The organism is Streptomyces sp. NRRL F-2664 (assembly GCF_000719345.1).
In the GTDB taxonomy this organism is placed as follows: Bacteria; Actinomycetota; Actinomycetes; order Streptomycetales; family Streptomycetaceae; genus Streptomyces.
Map to the genome: position 1 here is coordinate 37,687 of NZ_JOFX01000017.1, position 17,585 is coordinate 55,271.

The following is a 17,585-nucleotide window of genomic DNA, read 5'->3' on the forward strand; positions in this document are numbered from 1 at the left end:
CTCGTTCCCTCAGCTCGACAGGCGCGCGAGGATCGCCGGACCGAGGTCCGTGACGTCGCCCGCGCCCATGGTGAGAACGAGATCACCGGGCTTGGCCATTCCCGCGACGACGTCGGCGACGGCCGTCTTGTCGTGCTCGGCGGTGACGTCGGCGCCCGCCGCCCGGGCGGCGGCGATGATGATCTCGCTGGTGACGCCGGGGACCGGGTCCTCGCGGGCGGGGTAGATGTCCAGGACCACGGAGGCGTCGGCGAGGGCGAGGGCCTGGCCCATCTCCTTGCCGAGTTCCTGGGTGCGGGAGAACAGGTGCGGCTGGAAGACGACCAGGACCCGGGAGTCCCCGGCGGCCCCGCGGATGGCCTCCAGGTCGGCGGTCATCTCGGTGGGGTGGTGCGCGTAGGAGTCGATGACCTGGACGCCCGCGGCCTCGCCCTTGAGCTGGAGGCGGCGCTTGACGCCGGTGTACTTGCCGAGGGCGGAGGCCAGGTTGTGCGCGGGGATGCCGAGGGCGACGCCCGCGGCGAGGGCGGCGACCGCGTTGTGGGCGTAGTGGCGGCCCGGGACGGAGACGGTGAAGGTGAGCATCCGGCCGTCCAGGACCACGGTGACCTCGCTGGCCAGGCCGCGCGGGGTGATCCTGGTGATGCGGACGTCGGCGTCCTCCTCCTCGCCGTACGTGACGACGGTGAGGCCCTCGCGGTCCGCGACGCGGCGGGCGATCTCGGCGGCGCCCTCCTGGCCGTGGGCGACGACGAGCGTGCCGCCGGGCACGACCTTGCCGACGAAGGTCTCGAAGGACTCGTAGATCTCCTCGATGGACGCGTAGTTCGCGTGGTGGTCCAGTTCGGCGTTGAGGATGATCGCGACCTGCGGGGAGTACTTGTGGAAGGTGCGGTCGCTCTCGTCGGCCTCGGCCACGAAGATGTCGCCCTCGCCGTGGTGGGCGTTGGAGCCGGGCGCGTCCAGGTCGCCGCCGATGGCGTAGGAGGGGTCCAGGCCGAGGGCCGACAGGGAGACCGCCAGCATGGAGGTGGTGGTGGTCTTGCCGTGCGTGCCGGCGACGGCGATCGGGCGCAGGCCGTCCATCAGAGCGGCGAGGGCGTCGGAGCGGTGCACGACGGGGATGCCGAGCTCGGCGGCGCGGGCCAGCTCGGGGTTGTCGGCGCGGATGGCGCTGGAGACGACGACGCAGGTGGAGTCGTCGGCGAGGTTCCCGGCGGCGTGCCCGCCGTGGACCGTGACGCCGTGGGCGCGCAGCGCGTCGGCGGTCTCGGAGTCGCCGCGGGCGTCGCTGCCGGCTACCTGGCCGCCGCGCTGGGCCAGGATCTTCGCGATGCCGGACATGCCGGCGCCGCCGATGCCGATGAAGTGGGGCCGTTCCATGGCGGTCGGCAGGCCGGGCTTCATTCAGGTCGCTCCAGGATCGAGTGCGGTGCTTGGGTGCGTCGGGCGCTGGGGCCCAAGCCTATTCGTTGTGGGCGAAGAGCTTGAGCACGGGAACGCCGACCTTGTGCCGTGCCCGGGAAGCCCAGTCCCGGTGGAAGAACTCCTCCACGAAGTGCGGGGAGGTCAGGACGATCACCTCGTCCGCGCCCGTCTCGTCCACGACGGCCTGCAGTTTGTCGAGCGGATGCTTCTCGACGATCTGCCCGACGGCCTTGGCGCCCTTGTGCCGCAGGGCGTTCAGGGAGTGCGCGAGGGCGTGCGCGGCGGGGCCGAGCGCGTCCTCGCCCTCGGGTTCGTCACCCTCGCGGATGGCTTCGGGCAGTTCGCCGAGCGCTACGTCGTCGATGGCGCGCAGCAGTCGGTCCTGGTCGCCCCGCGGTTGCATGAGGACGACGAAGGAGACCGGGTCGTCTCCGTGGAGGCTGGTGACGAAGTCCACGTCCACCGTGGTCAGCGGCTGCTCGATCATCAATACGCTCGTGAACACGGACGCCCTCTCCTTCATGGGCCGAGGCCGGCCGCGGCCGGCCCCTGCGGAAACCATCCTGCCCCGCTGTCGCACGGGGCCTGCGCAGGTATATGTGCCCAGCGGAAGCAAAGCGGAACGGGAAATTCCGCCCCTTGTCAGATCCGACGGTAGCTCGTGAAGAGGAACCCGGCCTCCTCCAGTACGCAGGCGGGCGCGAGCCGGTGCGGAACCGTGACGGACGGGCCGCCGGCGATCCGCTGGGCGCCGCCCGCCGTGAGCGTCGGGGAGATCGTCAGGCACAGTTCGTCCAGCACGTCGGCGGCCACGAACTGGCCCAGCAGCCGGGGCCCGCCCTCGGTGAGCTGGCGGCGCAGCCCCCGCGCGGCGAGCTCCCGTACGGCCCGGGCCGCGTCCACGGCGGCGCCCTCGCCGGCCACCACCACCTCGGCCCCGGCGTGCACCGCCTCGGCCACCCGGTCGGACGGCGCGGCAGCACCGGTGACCACCAGGGTCGGCACCAGCGGAGAGGTGAACAGCGGCAGCGAGAAGTCCAGGTCCAGCCCGGCGGTGACCACCGCGATGGCCGGGGCGGGACCCTGTCCGGCGGCCGCGCGGCGCGCCGCGAAGGCGTCCCGGGCGCGGGCCGGGCGGTAACCCTCCTGGCGAACCGTTTCCGCGCCCACGACCACCACATCGGCCAGTGCCCGCAGGGTGCCGAAGATCCGCATGTCGGTCTCGCCGGAGATGGGCTGCGAGCGGCCTTCGTGCTGGGCGGCGCCGTCCAGGGTGGAGACCATGTTGGCCCGGAGCCAGTGGCCGTCGGCCGCCAGGGCGGGGTACGCGTAGGCGTCCGCGAGCTCGTCGAGCGACCACTCGCGGTCGGCCTCGTCCCGGGTCCGGGCTGGTGTCTGATCGGTCACAGGGAACAGGCGTCGCATCGGTGCAGTCTGACACGCCCCGTAGAGTTAAGGGCTGTGTCGACCTCACTCCCCACCTCCGGTTACACCCCCGGCCGGCCCCCGGCGGCCGACGCCGGGCCGCAGGCGCTGTGCGCGCGCGAGCCGCGGGTGCCCGCCGAACGGCTGGTGGCCGAGATGGTGCCGCCGCCGCGGTTCGACTCCGTCCGCTTCGACACCTACAACCCGGACCCGGCCCAGCCCAGCCAGGCCGAGGCCGTCACCGTGCTGAGCGGCTTCGCCGCCGGCCTGGGCGGGGCGCACGCGAGCGGCGCCGGCCGCAAGCGCTGGTTCTCCAAGAAGCCGGCCGCCCCCGCCGGCCCGCGCGGGGTCTACCTCGACGGCGGCTACGGCGTCGGCAAGACGCACCTGCTCGCCTCCCTGTGGCACGCGACCCCGGCCGAACCCGCGCTCAAGGCCTTCGGCACCTTCGTCGAGCTCACGAACCTGGTGGGAGCGCTCGGCTTCCAGCAGACCGTGCAGACCCTCGGCGGGCACCGGCTGCTGTGCATCGACGAGTTCGAACTGGACGACCCGGGCGACACCGTGCTGGTGTCCTCATTGCTCAGCCGCCTCGTCGAGCAGGGCGTGGCGCTGGCCGCCACCTCGAACACGCTGCCCGGCAAGCTCGGCGAGGGCCGCTTCGCCGCCGCGGACTTCCTGCGGGAGATCCAGGGGTTGTCGGCGCACTTCCGGCCGCTGCGCATCGACGGCCAGGACTACCGCCACCGCGGCCTGCCGCAGGCGCCGGCGCCCTTCTCCGACGAGCAGGTCACCAAGGCCGCGTACGCGACCGAGGGCGCGAGCCTGGACGACTTCCCCGGCCTGCTGGAGCACCTGGCCCGGGTGCACCCGAGCCGATACGGTGCGCTGACCGACGGCATCACGGCCGTCTGCCTGACCGGCGTCGGCCCGGTGCCGGACCAGTCGACGGCGCTGCGGCTGGTGGTCCTGGCCGACCGGCTGTACGACCGGGAGGTGCCGGTGCTGGCCTCCGGTGTCCCCTTCGACCGGCTGTTCAGTGAGGACATGCTGAACGGCGGCTATCGGAAGAAGTACTTCCGCGCCATATCGCGGCTCACCGCGCTGGCGCGCGACGCGAAACCCCTGGTGTCCCAGTAGGTTTGGAGCGCCGGGAGCCTTCCGGAGGAACCCGGCCGTTTCCCACCATCTGCGAAGGGACCACCATGGCCACCACGCGTCACGCGCACACCGTCTGGGAAGGCGACCTGCTCAAGGGCAAGGGCGTCGTCAGCCTCGACTCCTCGGGCATCGGTTCGTACGACGTCTCCTGGCCCGCCCGTTCCGAGGCCCCGAACGGCAAGACCAGCCCGGAGGAGCTGATCGCGGCCGCGCACTCCAGCTGCTTCTCGATGGCCCTCTCCCACGGCCTCGCGGGCGCGGGCACCCCGCCCACCCGGCTGGAGACCAAGGCGGACGTCACCTTCCAGCCCGGTGAGGGCATCACCGGCATCCACCTCACCGTGGAGGGCGAGGTCCCGGGCCTGGACGACGACGCCTTCGTCGCCGCCGCCGAGGACGCCAAGAAGAACTGCCCCGTCAGCCAGGCCCTGACCGGTACCACGATCACCCTGAGCGCCAAGCTCGCCTGATCGCGCACGGGGGTGCGGGCCGCGGGCATGCGGCCCGCACCCCCGGTCCGGCCGTCAGGCCGTCGCCAGCTGCGGGATCAGGCGCAGGGCGTTGCCGTGGTAGATCCCCCGCAGCTGCTCCGGGGTGAAGGCCGGGTCCGCTTCGAGGGCCGGCAGCGCCAGGTCGAGGACCGTGTCGGCAGGAGCGGCGGGCCAGTCGGTGCCGAAGAGGACGTGGTCGGCCGGGACGTGCTCCAGCAGGGTCGCCGCAGGCGCCATGGGGCCCGCGGTGTCGTAGTAGAAGCGGCCCAGGTGGTCGCGGACGGCGGCGGGCTCGACGCTCGGTTCGCAGAACCGGCCGAGGGCCTGCAACCGCGTGGCGATGTACGGCAGGAAGCCGCCGGCGTGCGGCAGGACCACCGAGACGTCCGGGAAGCGGTCCAGCGTCCGCCTGCTGATCATGTTCACGGCGGCGCGGGTGGTGTCCAGCAGGAAGTCGCACATGAAGTTCGGGATGCCCGGGACGGCCGGCGCGCCGGGCGGGCCGCCCGGGAGGTTGTGCGGGTGGGTGTCCACCACGGCACGGTGTTCGTTCAGTTCGTGGAAGAGCCGGTCGTAGGCGGGGTCCCCGAGGTAGACGCCCCCGTAGTTGGCGGTGACGTTGACGCCGACGGCGCCGAGCTGCCCGAGCCCGCGGCGCACGGCCCAGGACGACGCCTCCTGGTCGTCCAGGAAGAGCGGCACGTAGTAGGAGAACCGGCCCGGGTGCGAGGTCGCCACCTCGATCATCGACCGCAGGGTGATGGTGACGGCCTCGCGCAGCTGCGCGGACGAGCGGTAGCGCGCCGGCAGCATCGGCTTGAGGACGGCGGTGGTGATGCCGGCGTCGTCCATGAACCGGATCGCCGCCTCGGTTCCGAGGCGGGCCCACGGGGGCAGCTGCTCCGGGGTGATGAGCCCGTGGTGCACGGCCCACTCGCGCCATTCCGGCGCACAGTAGTGGTGGTGCATGTCGATCTTCGAGTGGACCGCGCCCGCCGTGTCCGCGACCGGCGCGGACGGGCCCCGGGCGATCCGGATGACCTCGCTGGTGCCCACCGCCGCGATGCGCAGTTCGTCCGCCGGCGTGCCCAGGAGCCGCACGGGGGTACTCACAGAATCCGTCATGCCAATCCACCGCCCATCGGGTCTGGGTTACTTTCCGGAGGCCACGGAGGCCAGGGTCGGCTCGCCGGGGTCCCCGTCCGGGCGGGCGGGCTCCAGGACGAGCCGGAGGTGCTCCAGCCCCCGGAAGGCCGGCACCGGCCCCTTGAGCCACGCGCCCCGCGTCTCCTGGAGGTCCACCGCCCGCATGTCGGGGAACTCCCGCAGCAGGCACGTGAGCGCGATCTCGAGTTCGAGCCGGGCCAGCGGCGCCCCGAGGCAGTAGTGGGTGCCGTGGCCGAAGCCCAGGTGCGTGCCCTGCAGCCCTTCGCGCGTCACGTCCAGCTCGTCGGGTGCGTCGAAGCGCTCCGGATCCCGGTTGGCCGAGGAGATCGCGATCTGCACCAGCGAGCCCTCGGGGATGACCGTGTCCCGGATCCGGGCGTCCTCGGCCGCGTACCGGAAGGTGGAGGTCTCCACCGACCCCTCGAAGCGCAGCATCTCCTCGACCGCCCCCGGAACGAGCCGCGGGTCCTCACGCAGCCGGGCCGCCTGGTCGGGGTGGAGCAGCAGGTTGAGGACGCAGTTGCCGATCTGGTAGGCGGTGGTCTTGTGGCCGGCGAAGAACAGCACCCACAGCGACGCGACCAGTTCGGGGTCGTCCAGGCGTTCCTCCCCCCGGACCAGGTCGCTGAGGAAGCTGTCCGACGGGTGGTCGCGGGTGTCGCGGATGAGCCGCTCCAGCCGGTGCTGGAGCCGCTCCTCGGCCGCCTTCAGCTCCGCCCTGCGGCTGGGGTCGAACCGGGAGCGGGTGACCACCGCGAACTGCTCCAGGATCTCCGGGCGGTCCTCCTGCGGGATCCCCATCAGCTCGCACAGGACCGCGACGGGCAGCGGGAACGCGAACGAGGCCATCAGGTCGACCGTGCCCGCCCTGCGGCACTCGCCGAGGATCGCCTCGGCGATCTCGGTGATCCGCGGGCGCATCTGCTCCACCCGGCGCGGGGTGAACGCACTGCGCAGGATGCGGCGCAGCCGCGTGTGCCGCGGCGGGTCGGAGAAGAGCACGTTGTCGTCGAGCGCGTCGAAGAAGCTGCCGTACACCGCGTGGTAGGTGTCGATGGCTCCGTGCATGTCCTTGCTGAACCGGGGGTCCGAAAGGGCGTCGCGGGCGTCGTCGTACCGGGTGATCAGATAGGTGTCGACCCCGTGGGGCGGGGTCAGCCGGCACACCGGGGCCTGCTCGCGCAGGACGGCGTACAGGGGGTGGGGGCACTGCCGGTACTCCGGCGCGCCCCGGGAGACGGCCGACACGATGTCCTGCAGTCCTCCGTCGCCGTTCGGTGCCGCGTCCGCGTCCCGCTGCGCCATGTTCCGCACCTTCCGTCGCATCCGCCGCCCTGGCGGTGGCCGTGGCCGTCACAGCGGCCGTCTGCGGACTCACCGGTTCCCTGTGCCGGTGCGCCGCGAAACGGCCCGGGTCCCGTTCGGGTGAGCCGCCGGCGCCGGCGGCGGGCGGATGCCCCGCGACCGGTCGGGCGGGGGAGGGCGGATCGGCCGTCGGCCGATCGGCGGTCGTCCGTCCGTGCCGTCCGGGGGCCGGCGCGGGGCGGGCGCGGTGGCGTGCGGGAAGGGCTGCTGTGCCACCAGCCAGCCCGTCACGAGGAGCACGCGCATGGTCCGACGTCCCGCCCCCGCCCTCACCGCAGCCGCCGCGCTCGTCCTGGCCGCCGTCGCGGCGCCGCCGGCCGCCGCCGGACACGGCCCGGACACCGGCCGGGCCCTGGCCGACCGGGCGGCCGTGTACAGCGCGACCGCCAAGTATCAGGTGCACGCCAACGCGGTGGCGGCGGGTTATGTGCCCGACAAGTACTGCGTCTTCGACCGGGTCGGCCGGACCGGTGCGCTCGGCTACCCGCACTTCAACCACGCCTACGACAACTCCGTCGACCCGGCGAAGCCGGCCGCGCTGTACTACGAGGACGACGGGCGCGGCGGCAAGCGCCTCGTCGGGGTCCAGTGGCTGGTCTACGACCGCGACCAGAAGCTGAGCACGGACGACGACCGCCCGAGCATGCTGGGCACCGCCTTCAAGGGGCCCAAGCCCGGCAACTTCCCCGGCCAGCCCGTCCACTACGCCCTGCACCTGTGGCTGTGGAAGAAGAACCCCCGCGGCCTGCACGAGACGTTCAACCCGGCGGTGACCTGCCTGCCCGGCACCACCCGCCCCTGACGTCCCCCGTCCTGACCGGAGCCGCCGATGTCCGTCTCCCGACGCAGCCTGGTCGCCGCCGGCGCGATCGCCTTCAGCGGAGCCCTGGGCGCGTTGTTCGCCGGCGGCTCCCCCGCCTCGGCCGGGGCCGCCGCCCGGGCCGGCGGCGGGTACGGGCCGCTGCTGCCCGACCCGCGCGGCCTGCTCGACCTGCCCGCCGGATTCGCCTACCGGTTGCTCTCGCGCGCGGGGGACCCGCTGCGCTCCGGCGAGGGCGCCGTCCCCTCCCACTGCGACGGCATGGCCGCCTTCGACGCCGGGGGCGGCCGGGTGCGGCTGGTGCGCAACCACGAGAACCGCGCCACCGCCGCCCTGCGGGTGCCCGCCGTGGCCGGGCTGACCTACGACCCCGGGGCGCTCGGCGGCTGTACGGCCCTGGACCTCGCCCCGGACGGGCGGGTCACCGGCGAACGGGTCGCCCTGGCGGGCACCGCCGTCAACTGCGCCGGCGGGCGCACCCCGTGGCACACCTGGCTGAGCTGCGAGGAGACCGAGGACCGCGCGGGCACCTCCGGCTACGCCCGCGACCACGGCTACGTCTTCGAGGTGGATCCCGCCCGGCCGCACCGCTCGGGCGCGGTCCCGCTCACCGCGATGGGCCGCTTCGCGCACGAGGCCGTCGCCGTGGACCCGTACCGCGGGGTGGTGTACGAGACCGAGGACGCCTTCGTCCGGCCCTTCGGGCTGTTCTACCGGTTCCTGCCGGAGCGGCCGCTCGGCGGCGCCGGTTCGCTGCGGGCGGGCGGGGCGCTGGAGGCTCTGCGGGTCCCGGGTCTGGCGGACCTGGCGGCCGTGGACGAGCCCGGGGCGGAGTTCCCGGTGGAGTGGGTGCCCGTACCGGACCCGTCGGCCGCGGGCACGGCGATCCGGCACCAGGACTTCGGCCGGGGCGGCATCACCCACGCGCAGAAGCTGGAGGGCTGCTATTGGGGCGGCGGAGGCGTGTACTTCGTGTCCAGCTACGCCCGCAGGGGCGAGGGCGCGCCGGCGGACCACCACGGTCAGGTGTGGTTCTACGATCCGCGCCGTGCCCGGCTCCGGCTCGACTTGCTCTTCGGACCGGCCGCCGACGTACAGCTGCCCGGGGACTGCCCCGACAACATTTGCCTGGCCCCGGACGGGGGGCTGATGGTGTGCGAGGACGGCGGCGGCGCGCAGTACGTGCTGGGGGTGACGGCGGGCGGCGAGGTGTACCCGGTGGCCCGCAACGCGCAGGACATCGGCGGGCCGGGAGCGCCGGAGTGGGGTGAGTTCGCCGGAGTGGCCTTCTCCCCCGACGGGCGGACCATGTACGTCAACGCCTACGTGCCGGGCACCACCTTCGCCGTGACGGGCCCCTGGCGGCGCTGACCGGGGGGCGTGCGGCACGTCGGGAGTGCCGCAGCCACCCACTTGTCACATAGTCATATATTTTGCGTGCGTGACCATTTCTGTGCGCATGCGCAAGGTGACGGCCGCGGCCGCACTGACTGCCGCCCTCACCGGCTCCCTGGCGGGCTGCGGGGACGGCCCCGCCACCACGGACGCCGGCCGGCAGGCCCGTCCGGGCACGCCGCCCGCGCCGACCCCCACGGCCTCCGCGCCCGCCGCCGGGGCCACCTCCCCCGGCCCCGCCGCGGGGGCGCCCCTCGCCGGTGCTCCCGGCAGGGTCCCGACCCTTGCGCCCCGCGCCGACGGCCTGACGCCCGTCTTCGAGCGGGCGCAGCAGCACACGGACAAGACCGTGGCGCTGACCTTCGACGCCGACATGACCTCCGACCAGGGGCCGCGCGCCGCGGGCGGTGAGCGTTTCGACAACCCCCAGCTGATCGCGACGCTGCGCGCCCTCAAGGTGCCGTCGACGATCTTCATGACGGGCCGCTGGGCCGAGGAGTACCCGGACCAGGCCAAGTCGATCGGGACCGACCCGAACTTCGAGGTCGCCAACCACTCGTACGGCCACCACGCCTTCACGTCCCCCTGCTACGGACTGCCCGCGCTCGACGGCGCCGCCGCCCGGGCCGACGTGGACCGGGCCTTCTCCGCCTTCCGGCAGGCCGGCGCCGTCAACACCGTCCCGTACTTCCGCTTCCCCGGCGGCTGCTACGACGACCCGGCGCTGCGCGCCCTGTCCACGGCGAAGGTCACGGCGGTGCAGTGGGACGTGGTCAGCGGGGACGCCTTCGCGAAGGACCCGGCCGCGGTGGCCGAACAGGTCCTCGCCGGCGTCAAGCCCGGCTCGGTGGTCGTGATGCACTGCACGCGCAGCGCCGCCCCCGTGACCGAGGAGGCCGTCCGCACGATCGTCCCGGAGCTGCGCAAGCGCGGCTACCGCTTCGTGAAGGTGTCCGACCTGATCGGAACGTAGCCCTCGTTCGGCTCGGCCGGAGGAATGGCGCGCCGGGCACCCGCCCGGCCCTTCCTCAGCAGCGCCGGGCGGCGGCCAGACAGGCCGCCGTGCCCGCCGCGGCGGCCAGCGCGAGCGCGGCCGCCAAGGCCGTGAACGGCACCGGTGCCGTGCCCGAGCGCGCCGCCGTGACCAGGGCGGACACCGCGGCGCGGGCCGGGGAGGCGGCGAGGACCACCGCGAGAAGGGAGCCGAGGGCCGCGGCGAGGATCCCGTAGCCCCGGCTGCGCACCAGCGGCCTGGCGGACAGCGCCCCGACGGACGCCCCCGTCAGGGCGCACACCACCGCCGCCAGTGCGCCCGCCACGACTGCCGCGGCGGGGTGCGTTCCGGCCCGGTCGCAGACCAGGAGCGCCGCGGCGGCTCCCAGGGCTCCGGCGAGCAGCGCCCCGGCGAGGCCGGTGAGCAGAGCCGCCGCGTGGACTCGTACCGGACCCGCCGCGGCGACCGTGCAGTCGCGGGCCGCGCCGGGCTCGTTCGTGACGCAGACCCGGACCAGCCAGGCGGCGAGCGGCACGAGGCCCGCGGCCGCATAGCCGAGGGAGTCCAGCACCGGGTCGCCCGACCGGATCCCCACGGCCATGCAGGCGGCGTACGCGACGAAGGGGGCGAGCCAGCGCTGGGAGCGCAGGAGCAGCGCGCCCTGGTAGCGGAGCAGGGCGGTCACGTCACTTCCTCCACGGTGCGCACGTGCCACGGCGGCCGAGCCCCGAGGAGGATCCGCAGCACCTCGTCGGAGCGGGCGGCGTCCACGGTCAGCACCACCGAGCCGTCGGGGCCCGGCCGCCCCGCCAGGCTTGGTGGCAGGACGCTGCCGGGCGGGGCGGCGGCCCGGATCCGTACGCGGGGCACCGGCGCCGCGGTCGGCACCAGCGGCACCAGCGCGGTTCCCTGGAGCCGGTAGTGCGCGTCGGGCAGGCCCGCGAGCCGCTTCGGGTCGTGGTCGACGAACACGACGGCGGCTCCGGCGGCGGTGTGCTCGGCCACAGCGAGGTCCAACTCGCTGCGGGCCGCGGCGTCCAGCCCGGTCCACGCCTCGTCGAGGACGAGCAACTCCGGTCCGGCGAGCAGCGCCTGGGCGACGGCCACCTTCTGGCTCGTGCCCTTGGAGAGTTGGGCCATGGGCGTGTGGGCATGCCCGGCGGCCCCGAACCGCTCCAGCCAGTGCTCCGCCCGCCGGGCCGCCTCGGCCCGCCCGAGCCCGTGGACCCGTCCCAGGTGCGTCAGGTAGGACAGGGCCGTCAGCGGTAGCGCCGCCGGGAAGCGCTCGGGTACATAGGCGGTGCGCGGCGGCCGTCCCCTCACGCGCCCCTCGGTGGGGGCGTCGATCCCGGCGACCAGCCGCATCAGGGTGGACTTCCCGCCGCCGTTGCCGCCCTCGATCCGTACGAGGGCACCGGAAGGCACCTGGAGCGAGATCCCGCGCAGCACCCAGGGCCGGCGCGGCCCGTAGCGGCGGCCGACGGCGGTCAGGGTCAGTGCGGTGGGACCGGTCAATGCCCTGCCGCCGGCTCGGTGGACTCGCTCGGGCGGACGATGACGAAGCCCTCGCCGCTCAGCTTCAGCTGGACGGCCTCGCCGGAGCCGCCGCGGATCATCGAGCCGACCGACTGGGAGCGGTGCAGGCCGGTCTCCAACCGGGCACTCCAGCCGACCACCGCGTCGGTGTCGACGAAGACCGGGGACTGCGCGGTGACAGGGATGATGATCGGGTGGCCGTCGCAGACCACGGCGAGCTTACCGGTCCCGGTGAAGACGCTGTTGAAGAGACCGCCGCCGGTCATGCCCGCGCCCTTCACCATCTTGATCTCGTAGGACAGGGTCGGGTCGAAGCAGAGCACGTTGCGCCCGTTGACGGTGAGGGCGTCGCCCGGCTCGAAGTCGACGATGAAGCAGTTGCCCGCCCGGTGGGCGAACCAGGCCTCGCCCCGGCCGCGCACGGACATGAGCGCGAGGCCCTCGCCCGTGACGGCGCGCTTGAGCAGGCTGCCCATGCCCTGTCCCTTGCGCTCGAACTGCAGGTCGCCGCGGAAGGCGACCATCGAACCCTGACGGGCCAGCATCTCCCCGTCGACCTCGTACTTCACGGACTTGGCGTTCTGCAGGCTCATGCCCGGGACGCCGCCGGCCCGGGCCAGGTTCTCGGACGCGAAAAGATCACTCTTCATGGCATCGATCCTCGCCCCGGCCGGCCACCCGGGGCATCCTCCTGGAGGGGGAGGCTGGCATCCTTGGCGGGATGAGCAGCCAGCACACGAACGCCGCCTCCGACGTACCCGCGGTCGGGGCCGACAGCGCCTTCCGGCGGGAGCACGCACTGCGCGACGAGGCCCCGCAGTTCGTCCTGCCGCTGGTGGTGCGCATCGAGAAGGCGGAGCCGCCCGCCCGGACCGACGCCCTGGAGACCGCCGCCCGGGCGGTGCTGGTGCTGCTCACCGACGAGCGGGCGCAAGGTGAGGGTGAGTGGGCGCAGGCGGTGCGCGACTGGCAGGACGCCCGGATCCGCAAGGTGGTCCGGCGGGCGCGCGGTGCGGAGTGGCGCAAGGCGCAGACGCTGCCCGGCGTCACGGTCCACGGCGATGCCGCGCAGGTACGGGTCTTCCCGCCGGTCCCCCTCGACGGCTGGCCCAAGGAACTGGCCAAGCTCCAGGTGTCCGGCACCGACCTCGACGACCCCGGACCGGTCGCGGCCACCGGCGCGGGTCTGCCGGTGCTGTGGCTCAACCCCGGCCTGGACATGTCGGCCGGCAAGGCCATGGCGCAGGCAGGACACGCGGCCCAGTTGGCCTGGTGGGAGCTGACGCCCGCGGAGCGGGCGGCCTGGCGGGAGTCGGGCTTCGGCCTGGCCGTGCGGACCGCCGCGCACGAGCGGTGGGCGGAGCTGAGCGGGAGCGGGCTGCCGATGGTCCGCGACGCCGGCTTCACCGAGATCGCGCCCGGCAGCGCGACCGTCGTCGCCGACCATCCGGCGCTGCGCGCACGGCTCTGACGGCCCCCCGCCCCCGGGAACCTCAAATGTTGCTCTGAACGTCCCCCCGTGCGGATTGGCGCGACGGCGCCGGGGCGATGACATCCGCACACGGTACGAAGAGAGGGGGCGGGGGGACATGAAGCCCATGGCACACCTGGGGGTGGGCATCGGCTGGCGGCCGGAGATCGCGGACGCCGTCGAACGGCTGGACGGCCTGGACTGGGTCGAGGTGGTGGCCGAGAACATCTGCCCGGGCCACCTGCCCGAGGCCCTCGTACGGCTGCGCGAGCGGGGCACGCGGATCGTGCCGCACGGGGTCTCGCTCGGCCTCGGCGGCGCCGACCGCCCCGACCCCGAGAAGCTGGCGGCACTCGGCGAGCGGGCGGTGGCGCTGGGGGCGCCGCTCGTCACCGAGCACATCGCCTTCGTACGGACCTCCTCGCCGCTGCTGGAGGCCGGACACCTGCTGCCGGTACCGCGCACCCGCGACGCGCTGGACGTGCTGTGCGAGAACGTGCGGATCGCCCAGGACGCGCTGCCGGTGCCGCTCGCGCTGGAGAACATCGCCGCGCTGTTCTCGTGGCCGGGCGAGGAGCTCGACGAGGGGCAGTTCCTGACGGAACTGGTCGAGCGGACCGGGGTGCGGCTGCTCATCGACGTGGCCAACCTGCACACCAACCGGGTCAACCGGGGCGAGGACCCGGCGGCCGTGCTCGACGCGATCCCGCTGGAGGCGCTGGCGTACGTGCACGTCGCGGGCGGCGTCGAGCGCGACGGTGTCTGGCACGACACCCACGCCCACCCCGTACCGCCGGTGGTGCTCGACCTGCTGGCAGAGCTGCGCTCCCGTACGGAGCCGGCGGGCGTCCTGCTGGAGCGCGACGACGACTTCCCGCCCGAGGCGGAGCTGGCGGGCGAACTGGCCGCGATCCGCGCGGTGGTGACGGCCGGCCGGCCGGCTTCCCCGGCGCGGACGGCGGTCCGGCCCGGGACGGACGCGGTGGACACCGTGCGCGGGCCCGCCGATGCCCACACCGCGCCCGGCGCGGGGTACGAGGCGGCGCCGGCGCCCGGCGACACCGCACAGCCCCGGCCGGAGCCGGCCACGGCCTGCGAGGCCGCCCGGACCCGGGTGGCGCTCGGTCAGGCTGCCCTCCTGTCCGCGCTCGTGGCCGGGACACCCGTACCCGAGGGCTTCGACCGGGCGCGCATACGGGTGCAGGTGCGGGCGCTGGCCGCCAAGCGGGCCGACGTGGTCGCCAAGGTGGCACCGGAGCTGCCCGGGATCCTCGGCGGCCGCGACCCGTACCGCGAGGCCTTCCTGGCGTACGCCAAGCGCCGCCCCATGACGGCCGGGTACCGTCGGGACGCGCTGGACTTCGCCGAGCACCTGCTGATCCAGGACCTGCCGGCCGATCCGGCCGCACGGCGCCGGCTCACCGCCTGGTGGCGGGACCGGGCCGGGGCCAGGCCGCCGCACCGCATCGTGCGCTGGGCCCGCGCGCTCGCGGGGAGGGCCGCGTGAACATCCTCGCCGCCGCGATCTGGATCGCCGTCCTCGTCTCCTCCGCCCTGCTCGTGCGCGGTCTGCGCCGCGCCCGGCCGGCGCCGGCGGCCCCGGCCGCAGGCCTCCACGACCTGTCCGAGGCCGCGTTCGTGGTCGGCGGCCCCGGCACGGTCGTGGACGCCGCGCTCGTCTCGATGCTCGGGGACGGCCGACTGGTCGTCGGCGGTCCCGGCATCGTCCAGGTCCGGCCCGGGGCGCGGGCCGGCGACCCCGCCGAACGCGCCGTGCTCCAGGCCCACGCCGCGGCTCCCTCGGGGTGGCTCTACCAGGTGCGCTACGGCGCCATGCGCGACCCGGCCGTCCAGGAGATCGGGGACGCGCTGGCCGCCCGCGGGCTGCTCGCCCCGCCCGGCGCCGAGCGGACCTGGCGCCGCTGGGGGCTGGTGCAGGCCGTCGTGTGCGCGGTGTGGCTGGTGGCCTCGATCCCGTTGACGGTCGTCGAGTTCGTCCTCGATCCCGACCCCGGCGTGCCGTTCGTCGTGACGGTGGCGCCCGCATTGTTCGCGGGCCTCGTCCTCGGTCTGCTCTGCAGGGCGCGGGCCGGGAACCGGGTCACCCGCGCCGGGCTGCAGGCGCTGCTCGCGCTGCGCGCCGCGTACGGCAACGATCCCGCCCCGCACGTGCAGACCGCGCTGTTCGGCCTGCGCGGCCTGCGGGACCCGTTCCTGCGCCAGCAGCTGGTGCCCGCCGCGCGCGGCACCCGGCTGGCGGCGGCCCAGGCCGGTGCCCGCCACCACCACTCGCGTTCGTCGTCGTCCGACTCCTCCGCCGTACTGCTGCCGGTGCTCTGGTGCGCCGCGGGCGACGGGGGCGGCGGGAGCGGCGGTTCGGGCTGCGGCTCCTCGGGCGGGGGCTGCGGGTCCTCCGGCGGCTGCGCAGGCGGTGGCTCCGGCTGCTCCGGCAGCAGCGGTGCCGGCTGCGGGGGGAGCTCCTCCAGTTGCAGCAGCTCCTCCGGTTCCAGCTGTTCGAGTTCGAGCGGTTCGAGCTGTTCCAGCAGCAGTTCCTGATACGGCAAGCGGGTCACGCCCGGGGAACACCGGCCGGTGATCCTTTACACGGGCGGCACGACAGGCCTCTCATCGGTTCATCCGATGAGAGGCCTGGTTCGTCATGCGCACGAGAACCGCACGCCACGGAGCCGCCGCGGCCGCGCTCTTCCTCGCCCTCGGCCCGCCCACGGCGGCGGCCGCGCCCGTGCCGCGGGCACCGGCCGCGGCAGACCGGCCGGGCGGCGACCCCGCGAGCGCCGGCGCCGCACTCGTCGCCCGCCGGGCGGCCCTCGCAGCGGCCTCCCGCGGCGGCGCCGCCGGTCTCGACTTCCATACCTGCCCCGACGCCGAGGCACTGCCGTCGACCGTCCGGTGCGCCACCCTGAGCGTCCCCCTCGACTACGCCCGCCCCGACGGCCCGCAGATCTCCCTCACCGTCAGCCGGGCCGCCGCCACCGGCGCGCGCGGCGCAGCCCGCCAGGGGGCGCTCGTGCAGAACCCGGGCGGCCCCGGCGCCTCCGGGATGCACTTCCCGCTCGTGGCCGAACTGCCCGGCTGGGAGCGGATCGCCGCCGCCTACGACCTCGTCGGCTACGCCCCGCGCGGTGTCGGCCGCTCCGCACCGCTGTCCTGCCGGGACCCGGCGGACCGCGCACAGGGCCCCACCCGGGAGCCGGTCCGCCCGTCCCCCGCGTACAAGATGCGGCGCCTCGCGCAGGCCCGGGAGTACGCCCGCGGCTGTGCGCGCCGGGCGGGCGCGGCCCTTCCGTACTACAACACCGCGAACAACGCCCGTGACCTGCACGTGCTGCGCGCCGCGCTGGGCGAGGAGCGGCTGACCTTCCTGGGCGCCTCGTACGGCACCTACCTGGGAGCCGTCTACGCCACCCTCTACCCGCGCCACGTCCGCCGGATGGTCCTCGACTCGGCGGTCGATCCCGATCCCCGCCGCATCTGGTACCGGGGCCAACTCGACCAGTCGCGCGGCTTCGAGGCCCGCTGGCACGACTTCCGCGAATGGGTGGCGCGGCACCACGCCGCCTACGGCCTCGGCACCACCCCGGCGGCGGTCCAGGCCGGCTACGAGCGGGTCCGCGACGCGGTGGCCCGCACCCCCGCGGGCGGGCGCGTCGGGACGGGGGAACTGCGGGCCGCCTACCTCCAGGCCGCGTACTACGACGACGTCTGGCCGGCCAGGGCCGCGGCCCTGGCCGCGTTCCTGCGCGGCGATCCCTCGGTGCTGGCCGCCCAGGCCGCCCCCGACCCGGCGGCGGCCGCGGGGGCCGAGAACGCGACGGCCGTCTACACGGCGGTGCTGTGCAACGACGCCCCCTGGCCCGCGGACTGGCAGACCTGGGACCGCGACCACACCGAGCTGGCCCGGACGGCGCCGTTCGTGACGTGGGCCAATGCCTTCCTCAACCTGCCGTGCGCCTCCTGGCCCGTACGGGACCGGCCGTCGCCGGTGGCGGTCGGGGCCCGGTCCGAACGGCTGCCCGGGACCCTCGTGGTCGCGGCGGAACGGGACGGCGTCACCCCGTACCCGGGGGCGCTGGAGCTGCAGCGGCGGCTCGGCCCGGGGGTGTCGCTGGTGACGGAGAGCGGGGCCGGCTCCCACGGCGTGGTCGGCGGACGCAACGGCTGCGTGGACCGGCACGTGGAGCGGTATCTGCTGACGGGCGCCACCCCGGGGTGGCGCGCGCGGTGCGCGCCGCATCCGGAGCCCGCGCCGGTGTCGCTGGACGACCGGGCAGCGAGCGCCCCCAGGGCACTGCTGCGGCCTGTCGTCTGAAC

General features: G+C 74.8%; 17 protein-coding genes. 9 read left to right on the top strand and 8 right to left on the bottom strand.

Annotated features, from left to right (window positions below; all coding sequences use genetic code 11):
* Positions 1 to 9 precede the first annotated feature (9 nt).
* The 3 genes from murC to IF89_RS0116825 all read right to left on the bottom strand — a co-directional run bounded on the left by murC (position 10) and on the right by IF89_RS0116825 (position 2,853).
* Positions 10 to 1,407: a UDP-N-acetylmuramate--L-alanine ligase gene (gene murC / locus IF89_RS0116815; protein ID WP_030767912.1), complete on the bottom strand. Its 1,398-nt coding sequence runs from the start codon at positions 1,405 to 1,407 to the stop codon at positions 10 to 12.
* Between the two features lie 58 nt (positions 1,408 to 1,465).
* On the bottom strand, positions 1,466 to 1,933 hold the full coding sequence (locus IF89_RS0116820; protein ID WP_043194042.1) for a hypothetical protein: 468 nt from the start codon (positions 1,931 to 1,933) through the stop codon (positions 1,466 to 1,468).
* A gap of 137 nt (positions 1,934 to 2,070) precedes the next feature.
* Positions 2,071 to 2,853, bottom strand: coding sequence for a pyrimidine reductase family protein (locus IF89_RS0116825; RefSeq protein ID WP_030767917.1), 783 nt, complete (start codon positions 2,851 to 2,853; stop codon positions 2,071 to 2,073).
* Positions 2,854 to 2,961: 108 nt separating this feature from the next.
* Between IF89_RS0116825 and zapE the strand changes: the two genes are divergently transcribed.
* Positions 2,962 to 3,993 (top strand): cell division protein ZapE, encoded by a 1,032-nt coding sequence (gene zapE, locus IF89_RS0116830; RefSeq protein WP_420706926.1) that lies wholly within the window; start codon positions 2,962 to 2,964, stop codon positions 3,991 to 3,993.
* Positions 3,994 to 4,058: 65 nt separating this feature from the next.
* Positions 4,059 to 4,484, top strand: coding sequence for an OsmC family protein (locus IF89_RS0116835; protein WP_030767923.1), 426 nt, complete (start codon positions 4,059 to 4,061; stop codon positions 4,482 to 4,484).
* A 54-nt stretch (positions 4,485 to 4,538) separates the two neighbouring features.
* On the opposite strand, the gene IF89_RS0116840 is transcribed toward IF89_RS0116835, so the two are convergent.
* Both IF89_RS0116840 and IF89_RS0116845 read right to left on the bottom strand, forming a co-directional pair.
* Complete coding sequence (locus IF89_RS0116840; protein ID WP_234327781.1) at positions 4,539 to 5,618, bottom strand: amidohydrolase family protein; 1,080 nt, start codon at positions 5,616 to 5,618, stop codon at positions 4,539 to 4,541.
* A 39-nt stretch (positions 5,619 to 5,657) separates the two neighbouring features.
* The gene (locus IF89_RS0116845) at positions 5,658 to 6,977 is read right to left on the bottom strand and encodes a cytochrome P450 family protein (RefSeq protein WP_051807129.1); all 1,320 of its coding nucleotides are present in this window, start codon (positions 6,975 to 6,977) and stop codon (positions 5,658 to 5,660) included.
* A 304-nt stretch (positions 6,978 to 7,281) separates the two neighbouring features.
* Here IF89_RS0116845 and IF89_RS0116850 point away from each other — a divergent pair, with 304 nt between their 5' ends.
* From IF89_RS0116850 to IF89_RS0116860, 3 genes are all read left to right on the top strand, one after another.
* On the top strand, positions 7,282 to 7,839 hold the full coding sequence (locus IF89_RS0116850; protein ID WP_030767929.1) for a hypothetical protein: 558 nt from the start codon (positions 7,282 to 7,284) through the stop codon (positions 7,837 to 7,839).
* Between the two features lie 27 nt (positions 7,840 to 7,866).
* Positions 7,867 to 9,228, top strand: a complete 1,362-nt coding sequence (locus tag IF89_RS0116855) for an alkaline phosphatase PhoX (protein ID WP_030767931.1) — start codon at positions 7,867 to 7,869, stop codon at positions 9,226 to 9,228.
* Between the two features lie 88 nt (positions 9,229 to 9,316).
* On the top strand, positions 9,317 to 10,225 hold the full coding sequence (locus IF89_RS0116860) for a polysaccharide deacetylase family protein (protein WP_030767932.1): 909 nt from the start codon (positions 9,317 to 9,319) through the stop codon (positions 10,223 to 10,225).
* A gap of 55 nt (positions 10,226 to 10,280) precedes the next feature.
* On the opposite strand, the gene IF89_RS0116865 is transcribed toward IF89_RS0116860, so the two are convergent.
* From IF89_RS0116865 to IF89_RS0116875, 3 genes are read right to left on the bottom strand one after another with little or no spacing between them, the layout of a single operon-like run.
* Positions 10,281 to 10,931, bottom strand: coding sequence for a hypothetical protein (locus IF89_RS0116865; protein WP_030767933.1), 651 nt, complete (start codon positions 10,929 to 10,931; stop codon positions 10,281 to 10,283).
* Positions 10,928 to 11,743, bottom strand: coding sequence for an ATP-binding cassette domain-containing protein (locus tag IF89_RS0116870; protein ID WP_030767935.1), 816 nt, complete (start codon positions 11,741 to 11,743; stop codon positions 10,928 to 10,930). Before IF89_RS0116870 ends, IF89_RS0116865 begins: the two co-directional genes overlap by 4 nt.
* A 14-nt stretch (positions 11,744 to 11,757) precedes the next feature.
* The gene (locus IF89_RS0116875) at positions 11,758 to 12,432 is read right to left on the bottom strand and encodes an AIM24 family protein (RefSeq protein WP_030767937.1); all 675 of its coding nucleotides are present in this window, start codon (positions 12,430 to 12,432) and stop codon (positions 11,758 to 11,760) included.
* Between the two features lie 71 nt (positions 12,433 to 12,503).
* Here IF89_RS0116875 and IF89_RS0116880 point away from each other — a divergent pair, with 71 nt between their 5' ends.
* The 4 genes from IF89_RS0116880 to IF89_RS0116895 all read left to right on the top strand — a co-directional run bounded on the left by IF89_RS0116880 (position 12,504) and on the right by IF89_RS0116895 (position 17,583).
* The gene (locus IF89_RS0116880) at positions 12,504 to 13,253 is read left to right on the top strand and encodes an aminoacyl-tRNA hydrolase (protein WP_030767939.1); all 750 of its coding nucleotides are present in this window, start codon (positions 12,504 to 12,506) and stop codon (positions 13,251 to 13,253) included.
* 118 nt (positions 13,254 to 13,371) lie between these two features.
* Complete coding sequence (locus tag IF89_RS0116885) at positions 13,372 to 14,760, top strand: DUF692 family multinuclear iron-containing protein (protein WP_030767942.1); 1,389 nt, start codon at positions 13,372 to 13,374, stop codon at positions 14,758 to 14,760.
* Complete coding sequence (locus IF89_RS0116890) at positions 14,757 to 15,809, top strand: TIGR04222 domain-containing membrane protein (protein WP_107047297.1); 1,053 nt, start codon at positions 14,757 to 14,759, stop codon at positions 15,807 to 15,809. The genes IF89_RS0116885 and IF89_RS0116890 overlap by 4 nt, the downstream gene beginning before the upstream one ends.
* Positions 15,810 to 15,912: 103 nt before the next feature.
* Positions 15,913 to 17,583: an alpha/beta hydrolase gene (locus IF89_RS0116895; RefSeq protein WP_030767946.1), complete on the top strand. Its 1,671-nt coding sequence runs from the start codon at positions 15,913 to 15,915 to the stop codon at positions 17,581 to 17,583.
* Positions 17,584 to 17,585: the final 2 nt, after the last annotated feature.

What these genes read in the sequence shown, in the direction of transcription:
- IF89_RS0116835 (WP_030767923.1), top strand. Translation starts at nt 4,059, where the DNA reads ATGGCCACCACGCGTCACGCGCACACCGTCTGGGAAGGCGACCTGCTC.
- IF89_RS0116895 (WP_030767946.1), top strand. Translation starts at nt 15,913, where the DNA reads ATGCGCACGAGAACCGCACGCCACGGAGCCGCCGCGGCCGCGCTCTTC.
- IF89_RS0116845 (WP_051807129.1), bottom strand. Translation starts at nt 6,977, where the DNA reads ATGGCGCAGCGGGACGCGGACGCGGCACCGAACGGCGACGGAGGACTG.
- IF89_RS0116860 (WP_030767932.1), top strand. Translation starts at nt 9,317, where the DNA reads ATGCGCAAGGTGACGGCCGCGGCCGCACTGACTGCCGCCCTCACCGGC.
- IF89_RS0116880 (WP_030767939.1), top strand. Translation starts at nt 12,504, where the DNA reads ATGAGCAGCCAGCACACGAACGCCGCCTCCGACGTACCCGCGGTCGGG.
- IF89_RS0116885 (WP_030767942.1), top strand. Translation starts at nt 13,372, where the DNA reads ATGAAGCCCATGGCACACCTGGGGGTGGGCATCGGCTGGCGGCCGGAG.
- murC (WP_030767912.1), bottom strand. Translation starts at nt 1,407, where the DNA reads ATGAAGCCCGGCCTGCCGACCGCCATGGAACGGCCCCACTTCATCGGC.
- IF89_RS0116855 (WP_030767931.1), top strand. Translation starts at nt 7,867, where the DNA reads ATGTCCGTCTCCCGACGCAGCCTGGTCGCCGCCGGCGCGATCGCCTTC.
- IF89_RS0116875 (WP_030767937.1), bottom strand. Translation starts at nt 12,432, where the DNA reads ATGAAGAGTGATCTTTTCGCGTCCGAGAACCTGGCCCGGGCCGGCGGC.
- IF89_RS0116850 (WP_030767929.1), top strand. Translation starts at nt 7,282, where the DNA reads ATGGTCCGACGTCCCGCCCCCGCCCTCACCGCAGCCGCCGCGCTCGTC.
- IF89_RS0116825 (WP_030767917.1), bottom strand. Translation starts at nt 2,853, where the DNA reads ATGCGACGCCTGTTCCCTGTGACCGATCAGACACCAGCCCGGACCCGG.